General features: G+C 61.8%; 23 protein-coding genes. 16 read left to right on the top strand and 7 right to left on the bottom strand.

Annotated elements, in window-relative coordinates; translation table 11 throughout:
- Nucleotides 1-5: 5 nt before the first annotated feature.
- From ppsA to J3L12_RS08865, 4 genes are all read right to left on the bottom strand, one after another.
- Nucleotides 6-2417 carry a phosphoenolpyruvate synthase gene (gene ppsA / locus J3L12_RS08880; protein WP_208014734.1) on the bottom strand — a complete coding sequence of 804 codons (2412 nt, stop codon included), beginning with the start codon at nucleotides 2415-2417 and terminating at the stop codon, nucleotides 6-8.
- A 698-nt stretch (nucleotides 2418-3115) separates the two neighbouring features.
- Complete coding sequence (locus J3L12_RS08875) at nucleotides 3116-3946, bottom strand: alpha/beta hydrolase (protein WP_208014693.1); 831 nt, start codon at nucleotides 3944-3946, stop codon at nucleotides 3116-3118.
- 15 nt (nucleotides 3947-3961) lie between these two features.
- A complete protein-coding gene (locus J3L12_RS08870; RefSeq protein ID WP_208014692.1) occupies nucleotides 3962-4501 on the bottom strand; it encodes a peptidylprolyl isomerase in 540 nt (179 codons plus the stop codon).
- A gap of 115 nt (nucleotides 4502-4616) precedes the next feature.
- A complete protein-coding gene (locus J3L12_RS08865) occupies nucleotides 4617-5336 on the bottom strand; it encodes a hypothetical protein (RefSeq protein ID WP_208014691.1) in 720 nt (239 codons plus the stop codon).
- Nucleotides 5337-5452: 116 nt separating this feature from the next.
- On the opposite strand from J3L12_RS08865, the gene J3L12_RS08860 reads away from it, so the two are divergent.
- Nucleotides 5453-5812, top strand: coding sequence for a DUF4160 domain-containing protein (locus J3L12_RS08860; protein ID WP_208014690.1), 360 nt, complete (start codon nucleotides 5453-5455; stop codon nucleotides 5810-5812).
- Between the two features lie 157 nt (nucleotides 5813-5969).
- Entirely contained in the window at nucleotides 5970-6908 is a 939-nt protein-coding gene (holA, locus tag J3L12_RS08855; RefSeq protein ID WP_208014689.1) for a DNA polymerase III subunit delta, read from the top strand.
- On the opposite strand, the gene J3L12_RS08850 is transcribed toward holA, so the two are convergent.
- On the bottom strand, nucleotides 6905-7867 hold the full coding sequence (locus tag J3L12_RS08850) for a calcium/sodium antiporter (RefSeq protein WP_208014688.1): 963 nt from the start codon (nucleotides 7865-7867) through the stop codon (nucleotides 6905-6907). The genes holA and J3L12_RS08850 overlap by 4 nt on opposite strands.
- A gap of 251 nt (nucleotides 7868-8118) precedes the next feature.
- Entirely contained in the window at nucleotides 8119-9339 is a 1221-nt protein-coding gene (locus J3L12_RS08845; RefSeq protein WP_243455083.1) for an N-acetylmuramoyl-L-alanine amidase, read from the bottom strand.
- A gap of 536 nt (nucleotides 9340-9875) precedes the next feature.
- On the opposite strand from J3L12_RS08845, the gene J3L12_RS08840 reads away from it, so the two are divergent.
- From J3L12_RS08840 to J3L12_RS08775, 14 genes are all read left to right on the top strand, one after another.
- Nucleotides 9876-11270 (top strand): TldD/PmbA family protein, encoded by a 1395-nt coding sequence (locus J3L12_RS08840; protein ID WP_208014687.1) that lies wholly within the window; start codon nucleotides 9876-9878, stop codon nucleotides 11268-11270.
- A gap of 93 nt (nucleotides 11271-11363) precedes the next feature.
- A complete protein-coding gene (locus J3L12_RS08835) occupies nucleotides 11364-12680 on the top strand; it encodes a TldD/PmbA family protein (protein WP_208014686.1) in 1317 nt (438 codons plus the stop codon).
- 39 nt (nucleotides 12681-12719) lie between these two features.
- On the top strand, nucleotides 12720-13220 hold the full coding sequence (locus tag J3L12_RS08830) for a DinB family protein (protein ID WP_208014685.1): 501 nt from the start codon (nucleotides 12720-12722) through the stop codon (nucleotides 13218-13220).
- A gap of 483 nt (nucleotides 13221-13703) precedes the next feature.
- A complete protein-coding gene (locus J3L12_RS08825) occupies nucleotides 13704-14891 on the top strand; it encodes an ABC transporter substrate-binding protein (protein ID WP_208014732.1) in 1188 nt (395 codons plus the stop codon).
- A 77-nt stretch (nucleotides 14892-14968) separates the two neighbouring features.
- The gene (locus J3L12_RS08820; protein ID WP_208014684.1) at nucleotides 14969-15883 is read left to right on the top strand and encodes a branched-chain amino acid ABC transporter permease; all 915 of its coding nucleotides are present in this window, start codon (nucleotides 14969-14971) and stop codon (nucleotides 15881-15883) included.
- Between the two features lie 44 nt (nucleotides 15884-15927).
- A complete protein-coding gene (locus J3L12_RS08815) occupies nucleotides 15928-16713 on the top strand; it encodes an ABC transporter ATP-binding protein (RefSeq protein WP_208014683.1) in 786 nt (261 codons plus the stop codon).
- A gap of 75 nt (nucleotides 16714-16788) precedes the next feature.
- Complete coding sequence (locus J3L12_RS08810; RefSeq protein WP_208014682.1) at nucleotides 16789-17544, top strand: ABC transporter ATP-binding protein; 756 nt, start codon at nucleotides 16789-16791, stop codon at nucleotides 17542-17544.
- A 46-nt stretch (nucleotides 17545-17590) separates the two neighbouring features.
- On the top strand, nucleotides 17591-19501 hold the full coding sequence (locus J3L12_RS08805) for an AMP-binding protein (RefSeq protein WP_208014681.1): 1911 nt from the start codon (nucleotides 17591-17593) through the stop codon (nucleotides 19499-19501).
- A gap of 109 nt (nucleotides 19502-19610) precedes the next feature.
- A complete protein-coding gene (locus J3L12_RS08800; RefSeq protein ID WP_208014680.1) occupies nucleotides 19611-20681 on the top strand; it encodes a branched-chain amino acid ABC transporter permease in 1071 nt (356 codons plus the stop codon).
- A gap of 103 nt (nucleotides 20682-20784) precedes the next feature.
- Entirely contained in the window at nucleotides 20785-21120 is a 336-nt protein-coding gene (locus J3L12_RS08795) for an Asp23/Gls24 family envelope stress response protein (RefSeq protein ID WP_208014679.1), read from the top strand.
- A 95-nt stretch (nucleotides 21121-21215) separates the two neighbouring features.
- Nucleotides 21216-21674, top strand: a complete 459-nt coding sequence (gene nusB / locus J3L12_RS08790; RefSeq protein ID WP_208014678.1) for a transcription antitermination factor NusB — start codon at nucleotides 21216-21218, stop codon at nucleotides 21672-21674.
- A gap of 41 nt (nucleotides 21675-21715) precedes the next feature.
- Entirely contained in the window at nucleotides 21716-22582 is an 867-nt protein-coding gene (folD, locus tag J3L12_RS08785) for a bifunctional methylenetetrahydrofolate dehydrogenase/methenyltetrahydrofolate cyclohydrolase FolD (protein WP_208014677.1), read from the top strand.
- A gap of 230 nt (nucleotides 22583-22812) precedes the next feature.
- Entirely contained in the window at nucleotides 22813-23262 is a 450-nt protein-coding gene (locus tag J3L12_RS08780) for a divergent PAP2 family protein (RefSeq protein WP_208014676.1), read from the top strand.
- A gap of 215 nt (nucleotides 23263-23477) precedes the next feature.
- On the top strand, nucleotides 23478-23948 hold the full coding sequence (locus J3L12_RS08775) for a CAP domain-containing protein (protein WP_208014675.1): 471 nt from the start codon (nucleotides 23478-23480) through the stop codon (nucleotides 23946-23948).
- Here the strand turns inward: J3L12_RS08775 and J3L12_RS08770 are convergent.
- On the bottom strand, nucleotides 23945-24184 hold the full coding sequence (locus J3L12_RS08770) for a hypothetical protein (protein WP_208014674.1): 240 nt from the start codon (nucleotides 24182-24184) through the stop codon (nucleotides 23945-23947). The genes J3L12_RS08775 and J3L12_RS08770 overlap by 4 nt on opposite strands.
- Nucleotides 24185-24379 lie beyond the last annotated feature (195 nt).

The following is a 24379-nucleotide window of genomic DNA, read 5'->3' as shown; positions in this document are numbered from 1 at the left end:
GTGTCTCATCTGGCCCTCCTTCCCGCCCTTTTGCCCAGGGCTTTCTCGGTTTCCACAATGCGTTTTTTGGTACGCACCACCGAGTCGGGGTTCAGGCTAATAGAATCGATCCCTGCTTCCACCAGGAAGGCCGCAAACTCCGGGTAGTCGGAGGGGGCCTGTCCGCAGATGCCCACCTTGCGCCCATGCTTATGGGCTTTCTGGATCAGCTCGGCGCAGGCCCATTTGACAGCCTGGTTGCGCTCATCAAACAGGGCGGCCACCTGGGTGGAGTCGCGGTCTACCCCCAGCACCAGCTGGGTCAGATCGTTGGAGCCAATCGAGAAGCCGTCGAAGATCTGGCTAAAGGCCTCGGCCAGGATCACGTTGGAAGGAATCTCGGCCATCACGTAGACTTCCAGGCCGTTCTTGCCCCGTTCCAGGCCCCCTTCCTTCATCACCTCCAGCACCCGCTGGCCTTCCTCTACTGTGCGGCAGAAGGGGATCATCACCACCAGGTTCGTCAGGCCCATCTCGTCGCGCACCCGCTTGACCGCCGCAACTTCCAGCAGGAAGCCTTCCTTGTAGTCAGGGTGGTAGTAGCGGCTGGCCCCCCGCCAACCCAGCATGGGGTTCTCCTCGCCCGGTTCGAAGGCTTCGCCCCCCAGCAGTTTGGCGTACTCGTTGGTCTTGAAGTCGCTCATCCGCAGGATTACCGGCTTGGGATAGAACGCAGCGGCCAGCACCGCAATGCCCTGGCTCAGGCGGTCAATAAAGTATTCGCGCCCGCTCGAGTAGCCGTTGGTTCTGGCCTCAATCTCGCGCCGCACCTTTGGGGAGAGTTTTTCGGGGTGTAAAAGGGCCAGGGGGTGAATACCCACCCAGTCAGCGAAGATGAACTCCATGCGGGCCAGACCCACGCCGTCGTTGGGCAGAAGGGCAAGCCGGAAAGCCTGTTCGGGGTTGCCCACGTTCATCATGATCTGGGTGCGGGTGGTGCCCACCTGGTAGGGGTCGAACGCCTCCACACTGAACTTCAGCGCCCCCTCGTAGACCCGCCCCACCTCGCCCTGGGCACACGAGACCGTGACCGGGCCGCCCCTGGCCAGGGTTTTGGTAGCCCCGGCGGCCCCCACCACCGCTGGAATGCCCAGCTCGCGGGCCACAATGGCCGCGTGGGAGGTGCGCCCGCCCCGCTCGGTCACGATGGCGCTGGCAATCTTCATGATGGGTTCCCAGTCGGGGTTGGTGGTGAGGGTAACCAGCACATCGCCGGGCTTGATCTGGTTCATGGCCTTGGGGTCGCGGATGACCTTAGCCGGGCCGGTGGCAATCTTCTCGCCCACCGCCAGCCCTTCGACCAGTACCCTGCCCTCTTGCTCGAGGGTATAGGTCTGGATGGTGGGGCTTTTGCGGCTATGGACGGTCTCCGGGCGGGCTTGCACGATGAACAACTCGCCGGTGATGCCGTCTTTGGCCCATTCGATGTCCATGGGGGTAGGCGTGCCCCGCTTTTGGCTGTAGTGCTGCTCGATCCAGACCGCCCACTGGGCCAGCTCGAGCACCTCGTCGTTGCTCAGCACCCACCGGTTGCGGTCGGCGGGGGCTACCGGGTTGTTGCGTAGCTTGTGGTGCTCGGTATCGTAAACCAGGCGCAGTTCCTTGGCCCCCAGTTTTTTCCAGAGCAGGGGCTTGTAGCCTTTGGCCAGGGTTTCCTTGTGCACGTAGAAGCGATCCGGGGTGGCTTTGCCCTGCACGATGTTTTCGCCCAGGCCCCAGACCCCTTCCAGCATCACCACCCCATCAAAGCCGGTTTCGGTATCGAGGGTGAAAATGACGCCCGAGGAGGCCAGATCCGAACGCACCAGCCGCTGTACGCCCACCGAGAGCAGCACCTTCTCGTGGGGGAAGCCCATATCCACCCGGTAGCGGGTGGCGCGGGCGGTGTAGAGGCTGGCAAAGCATTTTTTGACCGCATCGAGCAGCTCGGCCTCGCCCTGGATGCCCAGGTAACTCTCGTGCTGCCCGGCAAAACTGGCCGTGGGCAGGTCTTCGGCGGTGGCGCTGGAACGCACCGCCACCATCAGATCCTCGACCCTGGCCTGGCGCGAGAGCTCGCGGTAGGCCTGAACGATTTCCCCCTCGAGGTCTTCGGGCAGCGAGGCCCGCAGGATCAGGCTGCGGATCAGCCGGGTGCGCCGGGTCAGGTCGTCGGGGTCGTGGGGGTTCAGCTCCAAAAGCTGCTCTCGGATGGGGGCACCGAGACCGTTGGCGTGCAGAAAGTGGCGATACCCCTCGGCAGTCACGGCAAAACCATCCGGCACCCGCACCCCCAGCCGGCCCAGCTCGCGCACCATCTCACCCAGCGAGGCGTTCTTGCCCCCTACCAGCGGCACCTCATCAATGCCCACCTCCTTGAACCACCGCACAAAGCGCATGGTGTTTTGAGCGGTGCGGTTTTTGGAGCGGCTCGAGCCGGTTCTGGGCTTTACGGATAAAGCAGTAGCCATAAAAGCCTCCTGTCTAAACCCTAGAAAGCCGCCGTTACCGACTCATTACCGTCCAGGAGTACATTTGTCCCGCTGGCTGCAAATACCAAAATTCAGCCCTGTGGCCAACTTTCAGCAACACATGAGGTGGGGGTGGGAAGTGGGTGGTGGGTTTCTGACGCCTACCTCCTACCTCCTTGGGGATGCAAGGTGTTCAGGTAAAGATGGTATAAAAGCGCTCTTCGCATATTTTGAGTCATCCAAACTCAAAAAAGCTTTGTCCTGGACAGAATGGTGACCGCCTGGAAACTCGAAACTCAAGGGGCCCAGCCCACGTAAAATACGTCCGGGCCCGGACGCATTCTCGTTTTCGCGGGCGGCTGTGTCTGCGAAGATCGCGATATGCAATTCGGTAGAAATTCTGGAAGTCCCCTGGTCATTGCGAGCATCTGCAGGATGCGAAGCAATCCAGCTCCCCCTGCCCAGCCGATGGTTTGGCAAGCTTCCTCTGGATTGCTTCGTCGGCCTCTGGCCTTCTCGCAAAGACGACGGTTGGCTTGAGAAACTGGTTGGCGAGCCTTCTTGCTGACTTTACCTTAAGGCTTTAGCTACTATTACGACGTCATAACAGCTTAGGGGGCAGACCGCTAAAGGTGACGCTCGAGCCACTCGGTAATGTCCTGCAAGACCTGGGCTTTGTCCAGGTCGTTGTGGGGTTCGTGAAAGCCTCCTGGGTAGATGCGTAGCTCCTTGTCGGTAAACGGAATCTCCCGGAACAACCAGCGGGCCCCCTCAACCTTGTTAATGCTATCGGCCTCACCGTGCAGGATGAGCAAGGGATCGCAGATGTCCTTTACCTGGGCCTTCACCGACTCGATGGTTTGCAACACCTCGGTACCCCAGCGGGCGCTGACCCGGTTGTGCACCAGGGGGTCGCTCCGGTAAGCCTGTACGACCTCGGGGTCTCGAGAGAGGGCGTTTACATTCAGGTTCAACCGCAGGGGTGCAGTAGGCCAGTAGTGCGAAAGCAGACGAGCGATCCATACCAGAAGCGGAGAGGCCGGCTGACCGGGCTCAAGCAGCACCCCACTCACGATGGCACCCCGCAGTCCTGGGATCTGGTGTGTCAGGTAGTCCAGTACAATCAGGCTCCCCAAGCTGTGGCCGTAGAGGAACATTGGAAGCGCGGGCTCAACGGACTCTATGGAATGGCGGAAGAGCGCCAGGTCAAGCCAATAATCGCGCCAGCTGTCGATGTGTCCTCGCTGCCCTGGGGAGCGGCCATGACCACGAAGGTCGGAGACATATAAGGCATAGCCTAGTGGAACCAGGTGGTTGACCAGGTTGGTATACCGCCCACTATGCTCGCCAAATCCATGTACCACTACCAGGATAGCTTTGGGCTTGTCGGGCCGCCAACGCCGGTAAAACAATCCTTGTCCATCTGAACCCGTATAAATACCTTCCTGGCATTGCATAGCAAATCAAAATCATTATATGCGTTGCATGGATAGGATTTTGACCGGCTCCAGGAGCTGCTGACCTTGTACTGGGGGTGTATCGCCCCCCGAGGCCCGTTGCTGTATCTGCCGCACAACTTCCATGCCCTGCACCACCCGTCCAAAGGCCGCAAAGCCCTGCCCATCGGGGTTGCGTTTGCCCCCAAAGTTCAGCTCGGGCTGGTCGCCGATGCAGATAAAGAACTCCGAACAGGCCGAGTCCGGCTCGAGCCGGGCCATCGAGAGGGTACCATCCCGGTGATGGAGGCCTGTTTTTGCGGTGGTTTCGAGCGGTATGGGAGGCAGCTTGGCAGGGTGATCATCCATCCCAAGCCCCCCCTGAATCACCTCGATTTTCACCGGGCTCTGGGCCTGGTTATCGAGCCGCACGGTGCGGTAGAAGGTGGCACCCTGGTAGCGATTCTCGTCCACATAACGCAAAAAGTTGGCAACCGTGATGGGGGCCTGGGCAGGGAAGAGCTCGAGTACAATTTCGCCCAGCTCAGTCTGGATTGAAACTTTGGGGTTATTCATGGGTGGTTTATTCGGGTGTGGGGTCGTCGTTTAGCTTGAAAAGGTCGCATGCCACAGGCCTTGTGTCGCCCTGTGTGAGGGTTCATCAAAGTTGAGCGTTCAGGTGAAGCTGACATTACCGATTGAGAGCAGCTTTGTAGAGGGCCAGCCGTTCCAGCCGCACCAATGGCGTGCGCTCTGTGGCAAAACCCCAGTAAGCGAGCAAACTGCGCCTCGAGACAGCCTCCGTTCTGGACTCCAGAGCGTCATTGCGCCCGACCTGGATCCCCGACTTCAAGAGGGTTTCAAGGTACCCATTCCGGGCAAGCTGGCGCAGTTGAGCACGGTAGTCCAGTAAGATTTGGCGGCTCAGACTGGGCCTGGACTGGGCCTCACCGGGCCAGAAACCGAAGAGCAGTTCCAGGTCATTGTCAAAACCATCGCCATCGGAGTCGAGCCCATCCAGGGTGACCTCCTGGATGGCCTGGCGAATCTGCACCACGTTGAGCTGGAAGATGCTGCGGGCTTCTGGGCTGTCGGCAGCCACAGTTTCATCCAGCATTCGGCGCACGATGGCCTGATAGTCCCGGCCAAAGGGATTGAGTTGTTTGGCGCTTTCCTTCCCGATATGGCACAGCGCACAGGTGGCCTGGGTGGGCTCGAGGTGGTAGCGCACCACCAGTTCACGCAGGGAGGGCACCGCAAAGCTCAAGGGGGTGGTCGCTGCGGGTATCAGCCCCAGAGCATCGGTGTAGCGCCCGCGTTCTCGAAAAACCTCGCCCAGGCCGCGCCAGCTGTAAAGCGCGAAGCTACCCAGCAGGGCTACAATCAACAGAAGCCGCAGGCGGTTGTCCACCAGGATTCAATCTATACGAAAAAAGCCAGCGTGAGGGTGGGCTGTGCAAGGCTTGCGTAACGCCCAGGGTGGTCAGAAGCACCGCAGGCCAGACCAGGGGCCGTTAAAATTAGGCCATGTTGACGCTCATGCGCCGGGGTGGTTTTCGCTTCTATGTCAAGTCGGGCAGCGCCCAGGAAAAACCGCACATCTTCGTAACCCGCGACGGCAATACCTGGGCCAAGTTCACCCTAAAGCCCGTCAACGTGGTCATCAACAGCGGCCTGGCCCGCAACGAGCTGACCCGGCTACAGGGGGTGGTGGCCGACCTCGAGCCCCAGCTTTTGCAGCTTTGGTGGGAATACGCCAGCAGTCAAGGGGTCAAGCCCGAAGCCGAAAAGTCCGACAAACATGGGCATAAACCCGGCCCATCTGACGAGTCGCCAGCGCCGCACGAGCCCACTCCCGAACCAACGGCGCTCGAGCCCGTGGCGTAAGATAGTCAGAAAAGTAAAGTAGTGCCTTGTGCAGGCATTGGTTTTGCCGCGGCGAAGGGCCAGGATGTGTCCTGCAAAGCCTTTTTGTAACTATTCCCTGACCCTCAACCCCTGACCCCTAACCCCTACGTCCCCCCTTTGGTATCCTGCCCCTGGCATGATCCAGGTTTTTACCGGTGACAGCTTTCTGGCCCGAGAAGCCCTGCTGCAAGAGGCCCACTTACAGGGTCTGGCCCCCCGCCTGATGCCCCCCGAGCCCGCTCTGGTGGCCCAGGAAGCCAGTGGAGGGCTCTTTGGCCCCAGCGGGGCCCTGGTAGATTTGCGCGACCTGACCGAGGCCGAGTGGAAACCCCTCAAGGAAGTGCTGGAAAGCCTGCCATCGGATGCGGTGGTGTTGCTGCTCGACCCGCGCCCTACGGCGGCTCGCAGCAAGTGGTATGCCGACAAGGCCCAGAAGCGCGACCACCCCACCCCTGGCCCCAAGGAGATGACCAACTGGGTCATCAACCGCGCCCGCCACTACGACCTGAAGCTGCCGGGGGCCATTGCGTCGTATCTGGCGGGTTTGGTGGGGGGCAAGGGCAGCGCCGAGAACCCTGCTATGGGGCTGGAAGCCCTCGACCAGGAGCTCAAGAAACTCTGCCTGGTATCTCCCCCCATTACCCTCGAGAAAGTACAGGCCCTGGCGGCCCTGGATACGCCCATCTCCGGCTTTGACCTGGTGCGCTCGACCACCGAGGGCAAGCTCACCCAGGCCTTCAAGTATGCCCGCGAACTCCTCGAGCGGGGTGAAGACCCCCTGCGGATTCTGGGGGCGCTGTCCTGGCAGTATGTGCGGGTGGCCAGAGCCTGGGCGCTATTGCAGGACGACCCCATGATGGGGGAGGGCATAGCGGCCAGCGCCCTGGGCATGCACCCCTACGCGGCCAAACAGACCCTGCTGCTCGCCAAAAAAATGACCGGGGAGGCCGTTACCCAGGCCCTGGAAATTCTAATCGAGGCCGAGGAGGCCGCCAAAACCGGCAGGGACATGCGTCTGGCCCTCGAGCGAGCCATTGCCCGGCTGGCCCGCATTCACCAGCCAGCGGCGCATTAGGTAGCCGCTCGGATGAGCAGGGCAACATAAATCACGTACAACCCCAGAAAAACGCCCCCCTCCCTGCGCCCTAGCCTGAAACCGGTGACCAGAAAAGGCCACAGGAGCACGCTGGCCCCAAGCATCACCCACATGTCGCGCTGGATGCTCTCCCAGGGCAGGCCAATAGGCTGTACCAGGGCCGTAATGCCCAGGATGCCCAGGATGTTGAAGACGTTGGAGCCCACGATGTTGCCCAGGGCGATGTCTGGCTCGCGGCGCAGGGCCGCCATGATGGAGGCGGCCACCTCCGGGAGGCTGGTGCCCAGGGCCACGATGGTCAGGCCAATGATGAGCTCGGGAACCCCGAAGGCCCGGGCCAGCTCCACCGCCCCGATGGTCAGGAGGCGGGCCCCCACTCCCAGGAGCACCAGCCCCAACACCACCCCCCCGTAGGTCTGCCAGCTCGCCCGAACGGGCCGGCCATACTCCTGGTCGAACTCGCCCTGTACCTCGGCGCTTTCCCCCGCGCTGCTCTGGTATAGGAACCAGATGTACAGGCCCAGCAAGACCACTGCCAGAAGCCCCTCCAGGCGGCTTACCTGCTGGTCGAAGTACAAAAACCAAAACAACAGCAAGGCCGACCCGATCATGATGGGCACCTCGCGCTTGATGAACTGCGCCTGGGCCCGGATGGGCGCCACCAGTGCCGTGACCCCCAGGATGAGCAGGATGTTCAAGGTATTGGAACCCACCACGTTGCCAATGGCGATGGCCGGGCTACCTGAAAGGGCCGCTGCCAGGCTGGCCGCCAGCTCCGGGCTGCTGGTGCCGAAGGCCACCACCGTCAGACCCACCACCATGGTGCTGATGCCCCAACTACGGGCCAGCACCACCGCGTTTTTCACCAGCGCTTCGCCCCCAAAGTACAGAAGCACGATCCCGCCTGCAATGAGCAGTAAGCTGAGCACAAACTCCATGCCGAGTAGGGTAACTGAGAAGTTGCAGTTATGCAAAAAGGCTTGAAAGGAGCGTCTGTAGTGCTTCACCAGAGCGAGACCACCTTGCGCAGTGGTGACTTGTTTTACGCCACATTTTGAAGCACGGTGATTGCCCAAAACGGCGGTGAGCGATTCATTGGGGAAACTTTAGCGCATAGGGGAATCTTTGTTACCAAACCTCTGAGCCAGCCACGGTGTTGCAGCATGTCGCCTATGACGAACATTGATGCTCACTCGAGCGGATGATCGTTCTCCAGATACTCCAGCACCCCTCGAGCGATGCCATAACTGATGCGGTCCAGGTAGTTAGAATCGCGCAGGTTCTGTCCCTCTATGGGGTGGCTCAGATAGCCCATCTCCACCAGGATGGCCGGCACGCTGGTGTAGCGAATCACAAAGAAATCGGCGCTGCGTACCCCTCGGTTGACGGCGGCGGTAGCCCCCAGCATGTAAGAAAGCACCCTCGAGGCCAGGGTGCGCGAGAGCTCCATGCGCCGTGCGGAGTTCATCTGCGGGGTGGGGGTGGGCAGGCTTTGGGGCGGGATGGGGTTGACATCCTCGGGGCCGGGCTGGGCGCCGGGGTCGAGGGTGCCCGGCTGGGCTAGGGTGGTTAGTACGTCCAGAGGGCTGGAGGTGATGGCCACAGGCGGGGTGGGCGTGAGGGGGGCCGGGGGCGGGAAGAAGGGGCGGGCACCAGGAGGGCCATAGTAGTAGACTTCCAGGCCGCACCACCCATCGGCCCGGGCGGGCACGGTGGCGTTGGCGTGGATGGAAACAAAGAGGTGTTTGCCCTCGGCCAGGGCTACGCGCTGGGTCAGGTCGGTGCGCTTGTCGGGCGAAAAGGCCGTATCGCTTTCGCGGGTCAGGGTCACCTCCACCCCGGCCTCTTGCAGCAGGCGGCGCACCCGCAAGGCTACCTCGAGGTTCACCGCTTTCTCCGCCACCGGCCCAATGGCCCCAGGGTCGGGCCCGCCGTGCCCAGCGTCCACCACCACCGAAAAGCGCCGTCCATTGGCCTTGACAAAGCGAAAGCCAGGGGGGGGCGGCAGCGGACTGGTGTCCACAAAGGCCCCCGAAAGGTCAATCACCAACCGCTGCCCGTTGCCCTCCAGGGCCGCCAGGGTCATGGTCTTGTACCCTGAGCGGGGCGTGACCCCCTGGGGCGTGAGCAGGATCAGCACCGCCTTATCCTCGTGCTGCTCCAGGACATAGCCCGCCAGCTCAGGTAGACTCGCGAAGTGAATCCCGGGGGCTACGCTCTGCCCCGGCAGGGTGACGCGCAGGGCCGCGCCCAGGGGCTCGAGGGTGTAGGTAGCATCCTTGGGCAGCTCCAGCACCACCCGCGTGAAGCCCGGCTGGTCGCCTATCCGAGGCGGCGGCAGGCTCTGGCCCTGGGTTGCACCCAGCCACAGCACGGCCATAATGGTGGCAAAAAAGCGAAGAACCGCCAAAACGCCCTCAGTTTAAGCTGCTGGCGAGCTCGAGCATGAGGGATTTGCATTCGGGCCTTCATGAAGCGCCGGGCGGGGATGTGATGACAACTTCTCCTGAACAGGTATCTTTGAGAGGCATTCCCATACCCCTCATCCGGCGACACCCCACTACGCAGCTATTGACGTTACTGAGGTTATTCCTGAATGCTGCTGACGAGGTGTCACCACCTTCTCCCCCCATGTGGGAGAAGATAAGAGGTTCTGGTGGATTTGGTATCAGGCGCATCCTTGCCAGGCTATCAGTCAGGAAGGCAGTACTAAAGCGCTCTTCACGGGTGTTGCGCCCATCCAGGTGGCCAAGGTCTTGTCCAGGACAAAGTTTTCTTCATCGGGTGGCTCAGAATGGTGTATGGCGCTCCAACTTCATCTGCAATCAGAGACGGCGAGGTCGGTTTTCGGACATTTTTGCAACGCATAATCGGGCCAGAATGCAACCTGGGTACCCAATAACCTGCTTTTTTCCTTGATAGGCTGTGGGGGCCAAAGGAGGAACTGTGCTAGCAGAAGCACTGGTTAGTGAGGTGTTACAGAAAGCCCGTGCAGGGGGGGCCGAGCTTGCCGAGCTATATGTGGAGCGCTGGCGGCGGCGGGCCCTGCGGGTGCTTTCGGGCGAGGTGAAGGAAGCCACCAGCGGCATCGAGTATGGGGCGGGCCTGCGGCTCTTCTACGGAACCGAGGTGGTGTACGCCTATACCAACGACCTGAGCCCCGAGAGCCTGCTGGAGCTAACCGAAACCCTGGTCAAACTCAAGGGCAGCGCCGGGCAGGTGGACGCTGGTGGCCGGGGTGGGCTCGACTTCCGCAAGGCGGTGGCCCGGGGTTTGCACGCGCCCGCCATTCCCTTCACGGCCAGAGACAAACGTTACCGTCTGGAGCGCATCCGTGAGGCCGAGGCGGGGGCCCAGGTGGGGCCTCAGATCAAGCAGGTGCAGAGCAACCTGATGGAGTGGGAGCAGGAAGTCCTGGTTGCCAATAGCGAGGGTGTCTGGGCCGAGGACCGCCGGGTGCGGACGCGCCTCTACGTGACCGCCATCGCCCAGGACGAAAGCGGGATGCAGACCGGGGTGGTGGGGCCGGGGCTGAGTATGGGCCTCGAGCTCTTTGACCGCTACCCTCCCGCCGAGATTGGGCGCAAGGCCGGGATGCAGGCCCTGACCAACCTGCGGGCCAAACCGGCTCCGGCCGGCAGTATGCCGGTGGTGATTGGCAACGGCTTTGGCGGCGTGATCTTCCACGAGGCGCTGGGACACCTGCTGGAAACCACTTCGGTCGCCAAAAAGGCCAGCGTTCTTTCCGACAAGCTTGGGGAAAAGGTGGCCTCCGAGGTGGTGACCTACATAGACGACGGCACCACCCCCCACGGCTGGGGCTCGCAGGAGTTCGACGACGAGGGCCGGCCCAGCGAACGTACGGTACTGATCGAGAATGGGGTGCTCAAGAGCTACATGGTAGACCGGCTCGGGAGCCTGCTCACCGGCTACCGGCCCACCGGCTCGGGCCGCCGTCAGGACTACACCTTTGCCCCTACCAGCCGGATGCGCAACACCTTCATTGCCCCCGGCAGCACGCCCAGGGAAAAACTTTTCGAGGGCATCGAGTACGGCCTGTATGCCGCCGATATGGGCGGCGGGCAGGTACGACCCGGCTCGGGGGAGTACAACTTTGCCGTCAAGGAAGGCTACATCATCCGCCACGGGCGCATCGAGGAACCGGTGCGGGGGGCCATGCTGGTGGGCAAGGGCCCCGAGAGCATCCAGCGCATTGTGGCGGTATCGGACGACCTCGAGATGGGCCCCGGCATGTGCGGCTCGCTTTCGGGCAGCCTGCCGGTGGAGGTGGGCCAGCCCCACCTGCTCATTTCGGAGATTGTGGTGGGAGGGCAAGCCTAGAGCAGGGGTCAGGGGATAGGGGTCAGGGACTGGGTTGTGCTGCTCTAAGCCCTGTGCCCCAAGACCTGAACCCTGCGTTCCGGAGGAATGTCTATGACTTTTGAAGAAGCCAGGGACTATCTGTTACAAAAGGCCAAGGCGCTGGGAATTGATGCCGAAGTGCTGGCCACCCACACCCGCGAACTGACCATCCAGGCCCACGATGGCAAGGTGGAGGAGATTACCCAGGCCACCCAGGGGGGGATCGGGGTACGGGTAGTGGTGGAGGGCAAGACCGGCTACGCCTACACCGAGGAGCGCACCCCGGAAGCCCTGGACTGGGTGCTCCAGGAGGCCCACGAGAACGCCCTCTTGCAGTCGGAGACGGGGGGTTTCCTGCCCGCCGGGGGGGCGCTGGGCCAGCACGACTTGCTGGGCGAGGGGCTTTCGGCGCCTTTGGAGCACAAGCGCCAGGCGGCGCTCGACCTCGAGGCTGGTTTGCGGGCCGATGCCAGGGTCAAGCAGGTGCAGATGACCCGCTACTCCGAGCGCGAGACCCAGGCCACCCTGGGTTCCACCCAGGGGGTGGCGGGGGCTTTCCGCAACGGCTATGCCCTGCTCCTGACCAGTGCCATCATGGCCGAGGGCAGTAGCCTCAAGCAGGGCTACGAGTTCGACCTCTCCAGGGAGTTCCATGCCCTCGAGCCGGGTCGCACCGCCCAAGCCTTCCTGCAAAATACCGGCAGGCTGCTGGGGGCCCGCCCGCTCAAAACCGGGCGCTACAAAGCCTATTTCGAGCCCAAAGCCTTTGGGCAACTCCTGGGGATGATGGGCTGGTTCCTGCTCTCGGCCAAGAATGTGCTGGAGGGTAAGAGCCTGCTGGCTGGAAAGATGGGGCAGAGGGTGGCTTCGGAGATGTTTACCCTGGTAGATGACCCCACCCTGCCCGACGGGCTGGCCTCGCGCCCTTTCGACGCCGAGGGCACCGCCGCTAAGCGCACGGTCTTTATTGAGAACGGCCTGTTGCGAACCTTCGCCCACAACTCGGAGACCGCCCGCAAAATGGGGGTCGAGAACACCGGTCATGCCTCGCGCAGCTACAAAGGCGTGCTGGGTGTAGCGCCGACCAACCTTTTCGTACAGCCGGGGCAGGGCGTACAGCAAGACGAGGGCATCATTATTAGCGACCTGATGGGCCTGCACGCCGGAGCCAACCCCATCTCGGGCGAGTTCAGCCTGCAAGCCCTGGGCCTCAAGGTGGAGGGGGGCGAGGTGGCCTACCCGGTGGAGAACTTTACGGTGGCGGGCAACTTCCTGGAGCTGCTAGCCAACATCACTGCGCTGGGTACGGAGCTCGAGTGGAACCCCTTGATGGGCATCGTGGGCTCACCCATGGTCGAGGTGGCTGAACTGTCTTTTGCCGGGGCGTAGGGGAATTCTGTACCTGGGTTCTGGCTCTAGCATGGTTCTATGGAAAAACTCGAGTATGTCCAGAAGAACCTCGAGGCCCTGGGCGACCGTGACCCCCTGGAAGTGCTGGCGCAGACGCCTGAACTGCTGAGCGACCTGTTCCCACGCCTGGATATGAGCCGCGGCTGCGAACTCACGCACTGGACGGCGGGGGAGATCTACTGCCACCTGGCCGATCTCGAGATTGGCTACGGCTTCCGCCTGCGCCAGGCCCTGGCGGGGGCCGAAAAAGCCCAGGCGTTTGACCACGACCGTTGGGGTATTCGCTACCGCAACTACGAGAGCTACTCGGCCCGGCTGGCCCTGGACGCTTTTAGTGGCCTGCGGCGCTGGAACCTCGAGCTTTTGCGCCACCTCGAGCCCCAGGACTGGGACAGGGTGGCCTACCACCCCAAACGCGGCCCCGAGACCATCGCTTTCATCGTCAAGATGCTGGCCGGCCACGACCTGCGGCATCTGAAAGAACTGGAGTACATCGCCTCGTACGTGGAGGCCGGTTGAACCATACACAACCAATACCAGCTCTGCGCGTGAGCGGCGCTAAACGCGCCCCTCACTTGCCGCGCCAGGGGGCGCGTCCGAGGGACTTGTATATCGCTTTTGGGTCACTTCTGAGCAGATTTGGTACAAGGCTGATGGCGATTGTGCTAACCTTCCTTTGTATATCCAGAGCGAAAAACCCCTCAGGAACCCCGACCGCCCTGAGCTAGAAAGCCCTCCAGCCGGGCCTTCACTACAGGCGGGAGGTTGCTGACACCATACAGGCCAGCCATATCAACGACCTACATTCACCGCATGGAGCCTTGTCGAGTGTTTAGGTGAAGCAGGTACACTTGTGCCCTTGAAAGGGCCGTTCTCTGCAAATGCTAACTGAGACTGAATTTTCAGAAGAGCTTTGAACCCGGTACACAAATTCCAGAGTGTCATGTATTCTAGGAGCACAACACAAGAGAAGTTGTTGCCTCAAGGAGGAAGTACATGAAGATGAATCGTCGGCAAGTGCTCAAAGCAGGTCTGGCTGCTTCTGCGGTGTATAGCCCCTGGATGATTGCCCGTGCGCAGGCCCGCCCGGTCAAGCTCGCGGCCATTCTGCCCCTCACGGGCGCCTTTGCCTTTGCGGGTAATGCTGCATTGGATGCATTCCGCGATGCGGCCGACCGGATCAACGACGCAGGTGGTATCGGTGGGCGACGCTTTGAGTTGGTTGTTGAGGATGACGGCTACGATGTGGCCCGTGGAACAGCGGTCTTCAACCGCATTGTGCAGCGCGAGAGCCCCGAGGAGCTGGTGTTTGTATACGGCAACTCCACCGGTCTCTCTAAAGCCCTCGCTCCCGAAATTACCCGCCTTCGCCTTCCCTACACGGCCACCTCTTTCTCCAACGAGCTGGCTGATCCGCAAACCTACCCCACCATCTTTGTGTTCGGCCCCACCTACAACGACATGGCGGGCGCTCTGCTACAGCAGATTCGCCGCCAGAAAGGGCGCGGTGCCAAGATTTTCCTGTGCTACTCCAATTCCGAGTTTGGCCGCGATCCCATCCCCTTTATCAAGGAGCAGTCGGCCCGTCTAGGCTTCCAGATTGTGGGTGAGGAAGTAACCCCTCTGGCTATTGCCGATGCCACGCCGATTGTGACCAAGCTGCGCCAGGCCCAGCCCGATTTTGTAATTCTGCAGGGTTACGTACTGACTGTTGAACCCATTCTGGTGCGGGCTGCACGGGAGCAGGGCATTCGCGCTACTTTCATGGGCACCTATTACTCGGCAGAGCTGGCCCTCATGCAGCGGGCTGGGGCGGCGGCTGATGGCTTTATCGTCACTTACCACAACGCTTACTACTACGACACCACCGTACCCGCAGTGGAGCAAATACGCGCGCTGCGCCGGGCCAAGGGCCGCGACCTTTCTTACCGCACTACCTACTACATGGGTTCCTGGATGGCCATGGACGTGATTGCCGAGGCCATGCGTCGGGCTGCTGCGGCTGGCAAGCTAACCCGCCCCGGCATGATCGAGGCCCTGGACACCCTGGGCGACTACAATGCAGCAGGTCAGGCTCGCAACATGCGCTGGGTCAACCGTCGCCTACCCTTCACCAAACTCTGGCGTGCCAACGTGCGGGATGGGCGCTTTGACGCCATTACCGACTGGGTGGACGGCTCGAAGCTCTAAACAGTTTACAAGTGTCAAGGGTCGGAGCCGGCGGCTTTGGGCTCTCGACCCTTTACCTTACGCAAAGGGCGAATCAGATGGATTTTGCGCTTGTCGTTCAAACGGCCCTCAACGGTCTGGCCAATGGAGCCCTTTACGCGGTAATTGCTGCAGGGTTTGTTCTGGTTTACCGGGCGACCAGTGTAGTCAACTTTGCTATTGCCGAGTTCATGCTCATTGGGGCCTACCTGACATACACCATGTCGCTCTTCTTTCCGCTGGTAGCGGCCATTTTGCTGGCATTGCCGATGGCTTTCCTGTTTGGCGTGCTGGTCGAGCGGGGCTTTGTGCGGCCCCTGCTGGGCCGGAACGTTGTTGCAGTGATCATGGCCACTATCGGGCTGGCTTCCACCCTGGATGGCGCCGCGCTCATCCTCTGGGGCCCCGACCAGAAAGCCATGGGGGCTGCCGATGTTTCCCAGCTACCCAAGGAGATGCCCAACCTGGCCTTCAGCGTGGGCGGGGTGTTTTTGTCTTCAAAGGCGGTTTGGAGTTTGCTTCTGGCCTTGCCGCTGGCGCTCTTGCTGGTGTTGGGGCTCAAGTACAGCCGCTACGGAGTACTGCTGCGAGCCGTTTCCGAAAGTGAGACGGCAGCCCTTGCAATGGGCATCAACGCCCCCCGGGTAGTGGCGGTGGCCTGGGGCATTTCGGCGGTAATGGCCACGGTGGGAGGCGCCTTCCTGGCTGGAGCTGCCGGAGGTGGAGGGCCCGGGCATCATCTGGTGCTGCTGGGCCTGATTGTTTTCCCGGTGGCTATTCTCGGCGGCTTCGACTCGGTGCCGGGGGCGGTGGTGGCGGGGTTGCTCATTGGTCTGATCGAGGCCTTTTCGCAGCTTTACCTCGAATCGCTCCTCCCCGGCATTACCCAGGCCATCCCTTTCTTGATTGTGCTGCTGGTGCTCCTGTTTCGTCCGTATGGCCTTTTGGGGCAGCATCGAATCGAGCGAGTATGAAAGATGGCCAATTTTGCCACATGTCTTGAGACAAGGGTTGCCCTATGGCTGAAATAAATGTCGAAAACCTGAAGGTGGTCTACCGGGGGGTCATCCTGGCCTTGCAGGGCGTGAGTATGCGGGCCGCCACCGGCGAGGCCATTGCGCTTTTGGGGCCTAACGGGGCTGGCAAGAGTACCCTGGTGCGGGCCATGTCGGGCCTGCTACCGCAGTACGATGGTCGGGTTCTGGACGGCAAGATTGTCATCAACGGGCGGGAGGCCAACCACCTGCCCGCCCTGCAAGTCGCTTCGCTGGGCCTGACGGCGATCCTCGAGGGCCGCCCCATATTTCGCTACCTGACCGTGATGGAAAATCTGCGGGCCGCGGCCCACAAGCTCTCGCCGCAGCGCCAGAAGGAGATTACCGACGAAATTTTTACCCGCTTCCCCCGCATCTACGAGCGCCGCTTTGAGCAGGGGGGCTACCTTTCGGGGGGCGAGCAGCAGATGCTCTTGCTGGGCATGGCGCTCCTCACCGAACCCAAAATTCTGGTGGTGGACGAGCCCAGCCTGGGCCTCTCGCCCAAGCTGACCGAGGAAGTGATGCGGGTACTCGACGAGCTGCGCCGCGACAAGGGCCTTACCCTGGTGCTGGTCGAACAGAACGCTCGAGCGGCCTTTTCCATCGTAGAGCGGGTGTATGTGATGGAGCAGGGCCGGGTGGTCTTCGAGGGCACGGCCCAGGAGGCCCAGGCCGATGCCGACGTGATGGAGTTTTACTTGGGTGGCGCGGTGGCGGGGGGGTTCTCCGAGGCCAAGCGCTACCGCAGGAGGAAACGATGGGTCTGAGTTGGAGAGGGAGCGCCGGGGAACACAGCCCATGTGGGTACAGGTCTTTCCCCTCTGCCCTAGTAGGGGGTCAGGATGTCTAAGGTGCTGCTGGAAGCCCAGGATCTGCACCTCTCCTTCCGGGGTGTAAAGGCCCTGGTGGGGGTGAGTTTTAGCGTTTCGGAGGGCGACCTCTTTGCCGTAATTGGCCCCAACGGGGCGGGCAAGACCAGCCTGCTCAATGTGCTGTCGGGGTTGTACAGGCCACAGCAGGGCCGGGTGGTCTTCCTGGGCGAAGACCTGGCCGGTCAGAGCCCCCAGGCCCGGGTGCGGAAGGGGCTGGGCCGCACCTTCCAGAACCTCGAGCTCTTCCGGGGCATGACCGTGCTGGACAACGTCAAGCTGGGGGCCGAGCTGGCCGTGGGCGGTTATACCGACCTGGCTCCCAAGGCAAAGATTGAGTGGAACATTCGCCGCCACGCCGAAGAGGTGCTGGACTACCTGCACCTCTCCCCCTACCGCCACGCCCCCGCCGGAGCCCTGCCCTATGGTCTGCAGAAGCGGGTGGAGGTGGCGCGGGCCCTGGCCGGGCGGCCCAAACTGCTGTTGCTCGACGAGCCGATGGCCGGCCTCAGCCTGGAGGAAAAGCAAGACCTGGCCCGCTTTTTGCTCGATGCCCGGCGTGAGTGGGGGGTGACCCTGGTGCTGGTCGAGCACGACCTTAAGGCGGTGCTCGAGCTCTCTACCGGGGTGCTGGTGATGTCCTACGGCGAGGTGCTGTACCAGGGCGCTCCGGCGGGGGTGCGGGAGAACCCGCGCGTGGCCGAGGCCTATCTGGGGAGGAGCGCATGAAGGGCAGTATCCGCGCAATAAACCGGGCGGCGAACGGAGGTGTGCCATGACGCCCAGAACCCTGATTGACTACCTGGCCCATCACGCCGAAACCAAACCCCATGCCCCGGCCCTGCGGGTCAAGCGCCTGGGGGTGTGGGAAACCACCTCCTGGGCCCACCTGAAAGAGAAGGTGGAGCAGCTTGCGGGCGGGCTGTTGCAACTGGGGTTGGAGCCGGGCGGAGTGCTGGCCATCCTGGGCCAGAACGCGCCGGAGTGGGTCATTTCCGAGATAGCAGCCCAGACCCTGGGGGTTATGCCGATGGGCATCTATGCCGATGCCATGCCCGAAGAGGTGGGCTACTTTATCGAGTTCTCCGAGTGCGCGGGCATTGTGGTCTCGGACGAGGAGCAGCTCGATAAGGTGCTGCCCCACCTGGACAAACTGAAGTTTGTGCTGGTCTGGGAGGAGGCCGGCATGAGCAAGTACTGGAGCGAGCGCGTACGCCCCTTTAGCTCGGTGGTGGCGATGGGGCAACAGGCGCAAAGCCTCGAGGCGGTGCGCTCGGCCAGGGCCAGGGTGCAACCCGATACCATCGCCCTGCTGGCCCCTACTTCGGGCACCACCGCCCGCAGCAAGCTGGCCATGCTCAGCCATGCTCAGCTGATTGCAGGGGCCGAAGCGGGCAAAGACACCATTACCATCTCGGGTGGGGAGTGGGTGTTTTCCTATCTGCCCTTGCCCTGGATTGGCGAGCAGATGCTCACGGTGGTGCGGGGCCTGACCGACGGCACCGTGATGCACTTTCCCGAGGACATGATTACCCTGCGCGAGGACGTGAAGGAAGTCCAGCCCGACTTCTACCTGGCCCCCGCGCGGCTCTGGGAGGATATGGCGGCCATTGTTCGCAGCCGCATGGAGGATGCCGACCGATTGAAGAAAGCGGTGTACCGCTGGGGTATGGGGGTTTTGCTCGAGTGCGCCCAGCGCGAATTCCGCAAGGAGCCGATTGGCTTCGGCCTGAACCTGGCCAGAGCGCTGGCCTACCCCATCGTAGCCCGTCCGATTCGTGCTCGCATGGGGCTGGCCGCTTGCCGCATTGCCGCTACCGGCGGCGCGCCTTTGGGGCCCGAGGTCTTTACCTTTTTCCGCGCCCTGGGGGTGGATATCCGCCAGGTTTACGGCCAGTCCGAAACGGCGGCCACCAGCGTAGCCCACCTGCCCGGCGATACCCCACCCGAGACCGTAGGGAAGCCCCTTCGCAATACCCAGGTGCGCATCGCCGAAGACGGCGAGATTCAGGTCAAGGGTGGGCAGGTCTTCACCGGTTATTTCAAAAACGAAGCGGCGACCCGGGAAACCTTTACCGAAGACGGCTGGTTCCGTACTGGTGATGCTGGCTTCTTCAACGAGAATGGTCACCTCGTACTCCTGGGCCGGCTCAAGGAAGTGGGGGCCCTGGCCGACGGCACCCGCTTCGCGCCGCAGTTTTTGGAGAACCGCCTCAAATACTCGCCCTACATCCGAGAAGCTGTGGTGATTGGTCATACCCGGCCCTACGTGACCGCCCTGATTGAGCTCGACCCCGAGAATACCCAGAACTGGGCCCGCAAGCGGGGCATCATCTTTACCACCTACCAGAGCCTGACCGCCAACCCCCTGGTCTATGAGCTGATCGCGCAGGAGCTCCGCATGGCCTGCGAGAGCCTGCCCGACGAACTTAAGGTGCGCCGCTTTGCCATCCTGCCCAAGGAACTCCACGCCGACGACGAGGAAATCACCCGTACCCGCAAGGTCAAGCGCGGCACCGTGGAGTCGCGCTATGCGGGCCTGCTCGAGGCCCTCTACGATGGCTCCAAGCAGGTTAAGCTCAGCCTGCCCATCCGCTACCTGGAGGGCCAGGGAACCCTCGAGGCCGAGGTTCAGATTGCCGATGTGGGTGAGCCTGTCGGTTCGGGGCAGAAAGTGGGGGCCTGATGGCGTGGGAGCGCAAAAAACCAGATGGGCAGGGCAGGGAAAGGGCCAGTTGCCACCCCCTCAGCACCGCTGGTATCCCTTTGATGTTCTGGCTGGAGGAGAACCAACCATGTACCGCCTGAGCCAATCCCTAACCGATGCCTTTAGCCGACGTTTTTCTCGTACGGTGCGCGAAGACTATCGTCAGGACGAAGCCTATGCCAGCACTCCGCAGGGTCGATTCTGGTTAGTTGTGGCAATCGTGGGTCTGCTGCTGCTCCCCTTTTTGTTGCCGCAGTACCCGTTGTTTGTCGCCACCCAGATTCTGGTGGCCGCCCTGGCCGGGCTGGGCTTGCACCTGCTGGTGGGGGGTGCAGGCCAGATTTCATTGGGTCAGGCGGCTTTTGTGGGAATTGGTGCCTACACCTCCAGCCACCTTACGGGCGATCTGGTGCCCCTGGGCATCCTTGCCGGAGGGCTAGTAGCTGCGCTCATCGGGATTGTGCTGGGGATTCCCTCACTACGCATCAAGGGTGCGTATCTGGCCATCGCCACCCTGGCCTTCCAGTTCCTGGCCGATTACATTTTCAAACGCTGGATAGACTTTACCGGCGGTGTAGCGGGGCGCAAGCTCCCGGCGGAGGGCACATTCCTGGGCCTGCCGCTGGCCGATGACCGGGTGGTCTTCTATTTGGGTCTGGCCTTTGCGATCCCGATGTTCTTCTACGCCAAGCGCCTTCTTTCGACCCGGGCGGGCCGGGCCTGGTTTGCCGTGCGCGACAACGATCTTTCGGCCCAGCTTTCCGGGGTAGACCTGGTGCGCTCCAAGCTCACGGCTTTTGCGCTTTCGGCCTTCTACGGGGGGATTGCCGGAGGCATTTTGATGCACCTGATTGGGGCGGTCACCCCGGAAAACTTTGTGCTGTCCTTTAGCATCCAGTACCTGGCCATTGTGATTGTGGGTGGGGCCGGAACCGTACTGGGTGCGGTGCTAGGTGCTTTCTTCATCGTGCTGATTCCCGAGACCCTGAGCGTGATTGCCGGGGCCTTTGGGCCGCAGTATGTGGCGCAGCTTTCAGCCTGGCGCAGCGTGGCCTTTGGGGTGCTGATTTTGCTCTTTTTGATTCTGGAACCCAGGGGTCTGGTGGGGCTATGGGGCCGGATTCGAGATTACTTCCGAACCTGGCCGTTGCCGTATTGAATGGGAGATAGGGAACCGGGGCAGGGTCAGGAATGGGAACTGAAAGCCCCTGTACTTTACCCCTTTTTTTGTGCTCTCTTTTGTTAGCGGGTAAACTACAGGCATGGTGGACTACGATCTCTCTGAATCGGCCCTGGTCAGCCTGGTGGTGCTGGCGCTGGAGGGGCAAAAGGGGCTCAGGCTGGCTCAGGCAGGCACCCGGAGTGTGGGCGATGTGCTTTCCGGGCGCCGCTCGCGCCCGGTGCGCCTCGAGCGCGAAGGCGACAGTCTGACGGTAGACCTGAACGTGAGTGTGGACTATGGTAAGCCGGTCATGGAGGCTGCAAAGGAAGCCCAGAAGACCGTAGCAGAAGCGCTCATGGCCTCTACCGGGCTGAAGGTAAAAGTCGTCAATGTCACGGTGGTTTCGGTGGAGTACAAGGAGCCCAATGCAGCCTAGGGGCAAGGGAACAGGGTACAGGGGACAGGGAACAGTCTTCATCGAGCGCTCTGTGCGCTTTGCCGCCGCTCCCCAGCCCCTTTCATGGAGTGTGTATGCGGCGTAAGGCCCGTGAACTGGCCTTCAAAGTGCTCTTTGAGCATGCGGTGGGTGGGGTTCCGCTCGAGGCGGCCTGGCAGCACGCTACCCAGGAGCTAAAGCCCGACGAGTCCGACCAGGATGCCGATGTGCTTGATGCCGAAGGACTCTTGTTCGCTCACCAGTTGGTGCAGGGCTACCAGACCCAGCAGGAAACCATAGACCAAATCCTGGCGACCACCATCCAGGGCTGGAGCTTTGGTCAAATGGCCAAGACCGACCTGGCGGTTTTGCGGCTGGCCGCCTACGAGATGCTCTTTGAGCCTACCCCCCACGCGCCCCTGATTGAAGTAGCGGTCAAGATTGCCAAGCGCTACGGTGGCGAGGACTCGGGCCGCTTTGTGAATGGGGTTCTGGCCCGGTTGCTCAAGCGCATCGAGGCCGGGGAGCTGCAAGCGGTTTCCAAGGACGAATAATCGGCAATTGCCACCCTAAAGGTCTTCACTCGAGGTTTGCCATGCTAGAACTATCCGGCCCCCCGGTGGCCGAGGCGGTCTATCAGGAATTGCAAGTCCAGTTGTCGAAGTTGCCCTACGTGCCTCATCTGCGGGTGGTGCGGCTGGGGGAAGACCCGGCTTCGGTTTCGTATGTGCGCCTCAAAGACCGGCAAGCCAGGAAACTGGGCCTGTCCAGCCAGGTGGATGTGTTTCCCGAAAGCACCTCTCAGGACGAGCTGCTGGCCCATATTGCCAGGCTCAACGCCGACCCGGAGGTGGACGGCATACTGGTACAGTCGCCGGTGCCCAAGCAAGTTGACTTCAATACCGTGCTGGAAGCCATCAGCCCCCTGAAGGACGTGGACGGCCTGACCCCTACCAACGCGGGGCGCTTGTGGATGGGTCTGGAGGCCCTCGAATCCTGCACGCCGGCGGGGGTCATGCGGATTTTGAAGCACTACCAGATTCCCCTGGCGGGCAAGGAAGTGGTGATTGTGGGCCGCAGCAACCTGGTGGGCAAGCCTCTGGCAGCCCTGATGTTGCGCGAGAATGCCACCGTAACCCTGGCCCACTCCCGCACCCAAGACCTGCCCGCCGTCTGCCGCCGGGCGGATGTGCTGGTGGCGGCGGTGGGCAAGGTGGGGCTGATCACGCCCGATATGGTGCGCCCCGGTGCGGTGGTGGTGGACGTGGGCATCAACCGGGTGGGCCAGAACGAAAAAGGCCGCGACATCCTGGTGGGCGATGTGGCCCCCGAGGTGGCCGAAGTGGCCTCGGCCCTGACGCCGGTGCCGGGGGGGGTGGGCCCCATGACGGTGGCCATGCTGCTCCACAACACGGTTAAGGCGGCCATCCGTCGCCGGGGCTCAGCCGTGCCCGGAGCCTGATCGCAGCCCCAGGCTCTTATCATTTGCCTAAACATGGTCGTTGCAACCCCTCACCCGGCGACCCCGGGTTGCCGTCAGAACAGTTTTATTCGGCAGAATGGGTATCAAACTTGCCGTTGGTGTCGCCACCCTCTCCCGCCAGGGGAGAGGGAAAGGGGAAAACAATAAAAGCCTGATTGCAGCCCAAAGCCAGAGGCCAGCCTTCCACAATGAAGGTAGAATGAAAAGCAGTGACCGAGCTTCTTGCCAACCAGGTGTTATGGACGGCCATCCTGGCCAGCGTGTTTGCACAGCTCCTGAAGCTTTTCATTTACTACTTGGTCGAGCGCCGCTGGGAGTGGGAACGCCTGGCCGAGACCGGCGGCATGCCCTCCTCCCACTCAGCCACAGTAGCGGCGCTGGCGACCGGGGTGGGGATTACCGAGGGGCTGGGTAGCGCCTTTTTTGCCATCGCAGTGGTGCTGGCCATCATAGTCATGTACGACGCCACCGGCATTCGCCGGGCGGCGGGGCTGCACGCCGAACGCCTGAACGACCTGTTTGAAGAGTTTCGTGCCGTGTTCGAGCACGGCCCCCGGCCCGAGCCCTTAAAAGAGCTGCTTGGCCACACTTACCTCGAGGTGGCTGTGGGGGCTACCCTGGGCATCCTTTTTGCAGTGCTCAGCTTTGCGCTGGTGTGATAACCGCCTTTGCTCGAGCACTTTGCATACTGTAGGAGGTGGGAGGTAGGAACCAGAGGTTAGGGGGTAAAGGGCTGGATTGGAAGACCCCCCCAACCCCCGCCCTTCGCGCGAAGCTGTAAGTTGGGTTTACGCCGCAAGTTGGCAGTTCGGTTTCCTGGCCGTTACGTTAAGATTCCGGACGGGCAAGTATGTGGTAACTTCCTGGTATTCCTATGAAACAGGTTTGGTGGATGCTGTTGGTTTTGGGCTTTTCCGTTGCAATGGCCCAGACTACCGCCCAGCTGGAATCGCAGGTTCTTTCCCTCATCAACGAGGCCCGGGCCAGAGGTGTGGCCTGTCGTGGGGGAGGGGGTGGGGTTCGCCTGTCGCCCTTACACTACGATGCCACCCTGGCTCAGGCTGCCAAGGGCCATGCCCTCAATATGGGGCGCTACGGCTTTATGTCACACTATTTCCAGGGCGTGGGGCCCCGCGTGCGGGTGGCCAGGGCGGGTTATGGCTACTTGCGTATGTCGGAGATTATCTTCAAGGGTCGAAACAGCGACCCCGCCAGGGCAGTGCGCTGGTGGCTGCGTTCGCCTCCGCACTGCCGGGCCATCATGAGCCCCCACTACACCGAGTTTGGGGCCGGGCTCTCGAGGGTCGGCCATGCCTGGGCAGTGGTGCTGGCCCAGCCCCGCTAGCGCTGCTGCGCCAAACGCATAATGATCAGCATTCCCACGCTTTGCAGGAGCGGGAAGGACATCAAGGTAATGGTCCCCGGCCACAGGGCGAAAAGCGCCACGGGAACCACCGTGGCTACCACTCCAATCCACATCAGGTCAGTACGGTTACGTTCCCGCAGCAGGCGGTAGATGATGTAGTTGTTGAAGGCCGCAAACACCAGCAGCAAAGCCCAGGCCAGCACAAAGGTATTCATCGCCCTGCATTCTACGATGCACGTATAACAAATCATCGTGCTCTGTACAGATGCCGCCGCCTATGCGGGTGGCTACTATCCTGTCCAGTGCGAAAGATTTTGAATCAAGGATGGCTCGATATTTTTGAAGAGTGCTCTATAACTGCCCCAGGTAGTCTGGGTAGCTTGTCAGAGTCCGACCTGATGGATAAACTT

The organism is Meiothermus sp. CFH 77666 (genome assembly GCF_017497985.1).
Lineage (GTDB): Bacteria > Deinococcota > Deinococci > Deinococcales > Thermaceae > Meiothermus.
The sequence above is the reverse complement of the archived record's forward strand: the minus strand, read 5'-3'. Positions and strand labels throughout refer to the sequence as shown.

What these genes read in the sequence shown, in the direction of transcription:
- J3L12_RS08770 (WP_208014674.1), bottom strand. Translation starts at nt 24,184, where the DNA reads ATGAATACCTTTGTGCTGGCCTGGGCTTTGCTGCTGGTGTTTGCGGCC.
- J3L12_RS08825 (WP_208014732.1), top strand. Translation starts at nt 13,704, where the DNA reads ATGAATCGTCGGCAAGTGCTCAAAGCAGGTCTGGCTGCTTCTGCGGTG.
- J3L12_RS08805 (WP_208014681.1), top strand. Translation starts at nt 17,591, where the DNA reads ATGACGCCCAGAACCCTGATTGACTACCTGGCCCATCACGCCGAAACC.
- folD (WP_208014677.1), top strand. Translation starts at nt 21,716, where the DNA reads ATGCTAGAACTATCCGGCCCCCCGGTGGCCGAGGCGGTCTATCAGGAA.
- J3L12_RS08870 (WP_208014692.1), bottom strand. Translation starts at nt 4,501, where the DNA reads ATGAATAACCCCAAAGTTTCAATCCAGACTGAGCTGGGCGAAATTGTA.
- J3L12_RS08860 (WP_208014690.1), top strand. Translation starts at nt 5,453, where the DNA reads ATGTTGACGCTCATGCGCCGGGGTGGTTTTCGCTTCTATGTCAAGTCG.
- J3L12_RS08775 (WP_208014675.1), top strand. Translation starts at nt 23,478, where the DNA reads ATGAAACAGGTTTGGTGGATGCTGTTGGTTTTGGGCTTTTCCGTTGCA.
- J3L12_RS08875 (WP_208014693.1), bottom strand. Translation starts at nt 3,946, where the DNA reads ATGCAATGCCAGGAAGGTATTTATACGGGTTCAGATGGACAAGGATTG.
- J3L12_RS08815 (WP_208014683.1), top strand. Translation starts at nt 15,928, where the DNA reads ATGGCTGAAATAAATGTCGAAAACCTGAAGGTGGTCTACCGGGGGGTC.
- ppsA (WP_208014734.1), bottom strand. Translation starts at nt 2,417, where the DNA reads ATGCGCTTTGTGCGGTGGTTCAAGGAGGTGGGCATTGATGAGGTGCCG.
- nusB (WP_208014678.1), top strand. Translation starts at nt 21,216, where the DNA reads ATGCGGCGTAAGGCCCGTGAACTGGCCTTCAAAGTGCTCTTTGAGCAT.
- J3L12_RS08850 (WP_208014688.1), bottom strand. Translation starts at nt 7,867, where the DNA reads ATGGAGTTTGTGCTCAGCTTACTGCTCATTGCAGGCGGGATCGTGCTT.
- J3L12_RS08835 (WP_208014686.1), top strand. Translation starts at nt 11,364, where the DNA reads ATGACTTTTGAAGAAGCCAGGGACTATCTGTTACAAAAGGCCAAGGCG.
- J3L12_RS08830 (WP_208014685.1), top strand. Translation starts at nt 12,720, where the DNA reads ATGGAAAAACTCGAGTATGTCCAGAAGAACCTCGAGGCCCTGGGCGAC.
- J3L12_RS08795 (WP_208014679.1), top strand. Translation starts at nt 20,785, where the DNA reads ATGGTGGACTACGATCTCTCTGAATCGGCCCTGGTCAGCCTGGTGGTG.
- J3L12_RS08800 (WP_208014680.1), top strand. Translation starts at nt 19,611, where the DNA reads ATGTACCGCCTGAGCCAATCCCTAACCGATGCCTTTAGCCGACGTTTT.
- J3L12_RS08810 (WP_208014682.1), top strand. Translation starts at nt 16,789, where the DNA reads ATGTCTAAGGTGCTGCTGGAAGCCCAGGATCTGCACCTCTCCTTCCGG.
- holA (WP_208014689.1), top strand. Translation starts at nt 5,970, where the DNA reads ATGATCCAGGTTTTTACCGGTGACAGCTTTCTGGCCCGAGAAGCCCTG.
- J3L12_RS08820 (WP_208014684.1), top strand. Translation starts at nt 14,969, where the DNA reads ATGGATTTTGCGCTTGTCGTTCAAACGGCCCTCAACGGTCTGGCCAAT.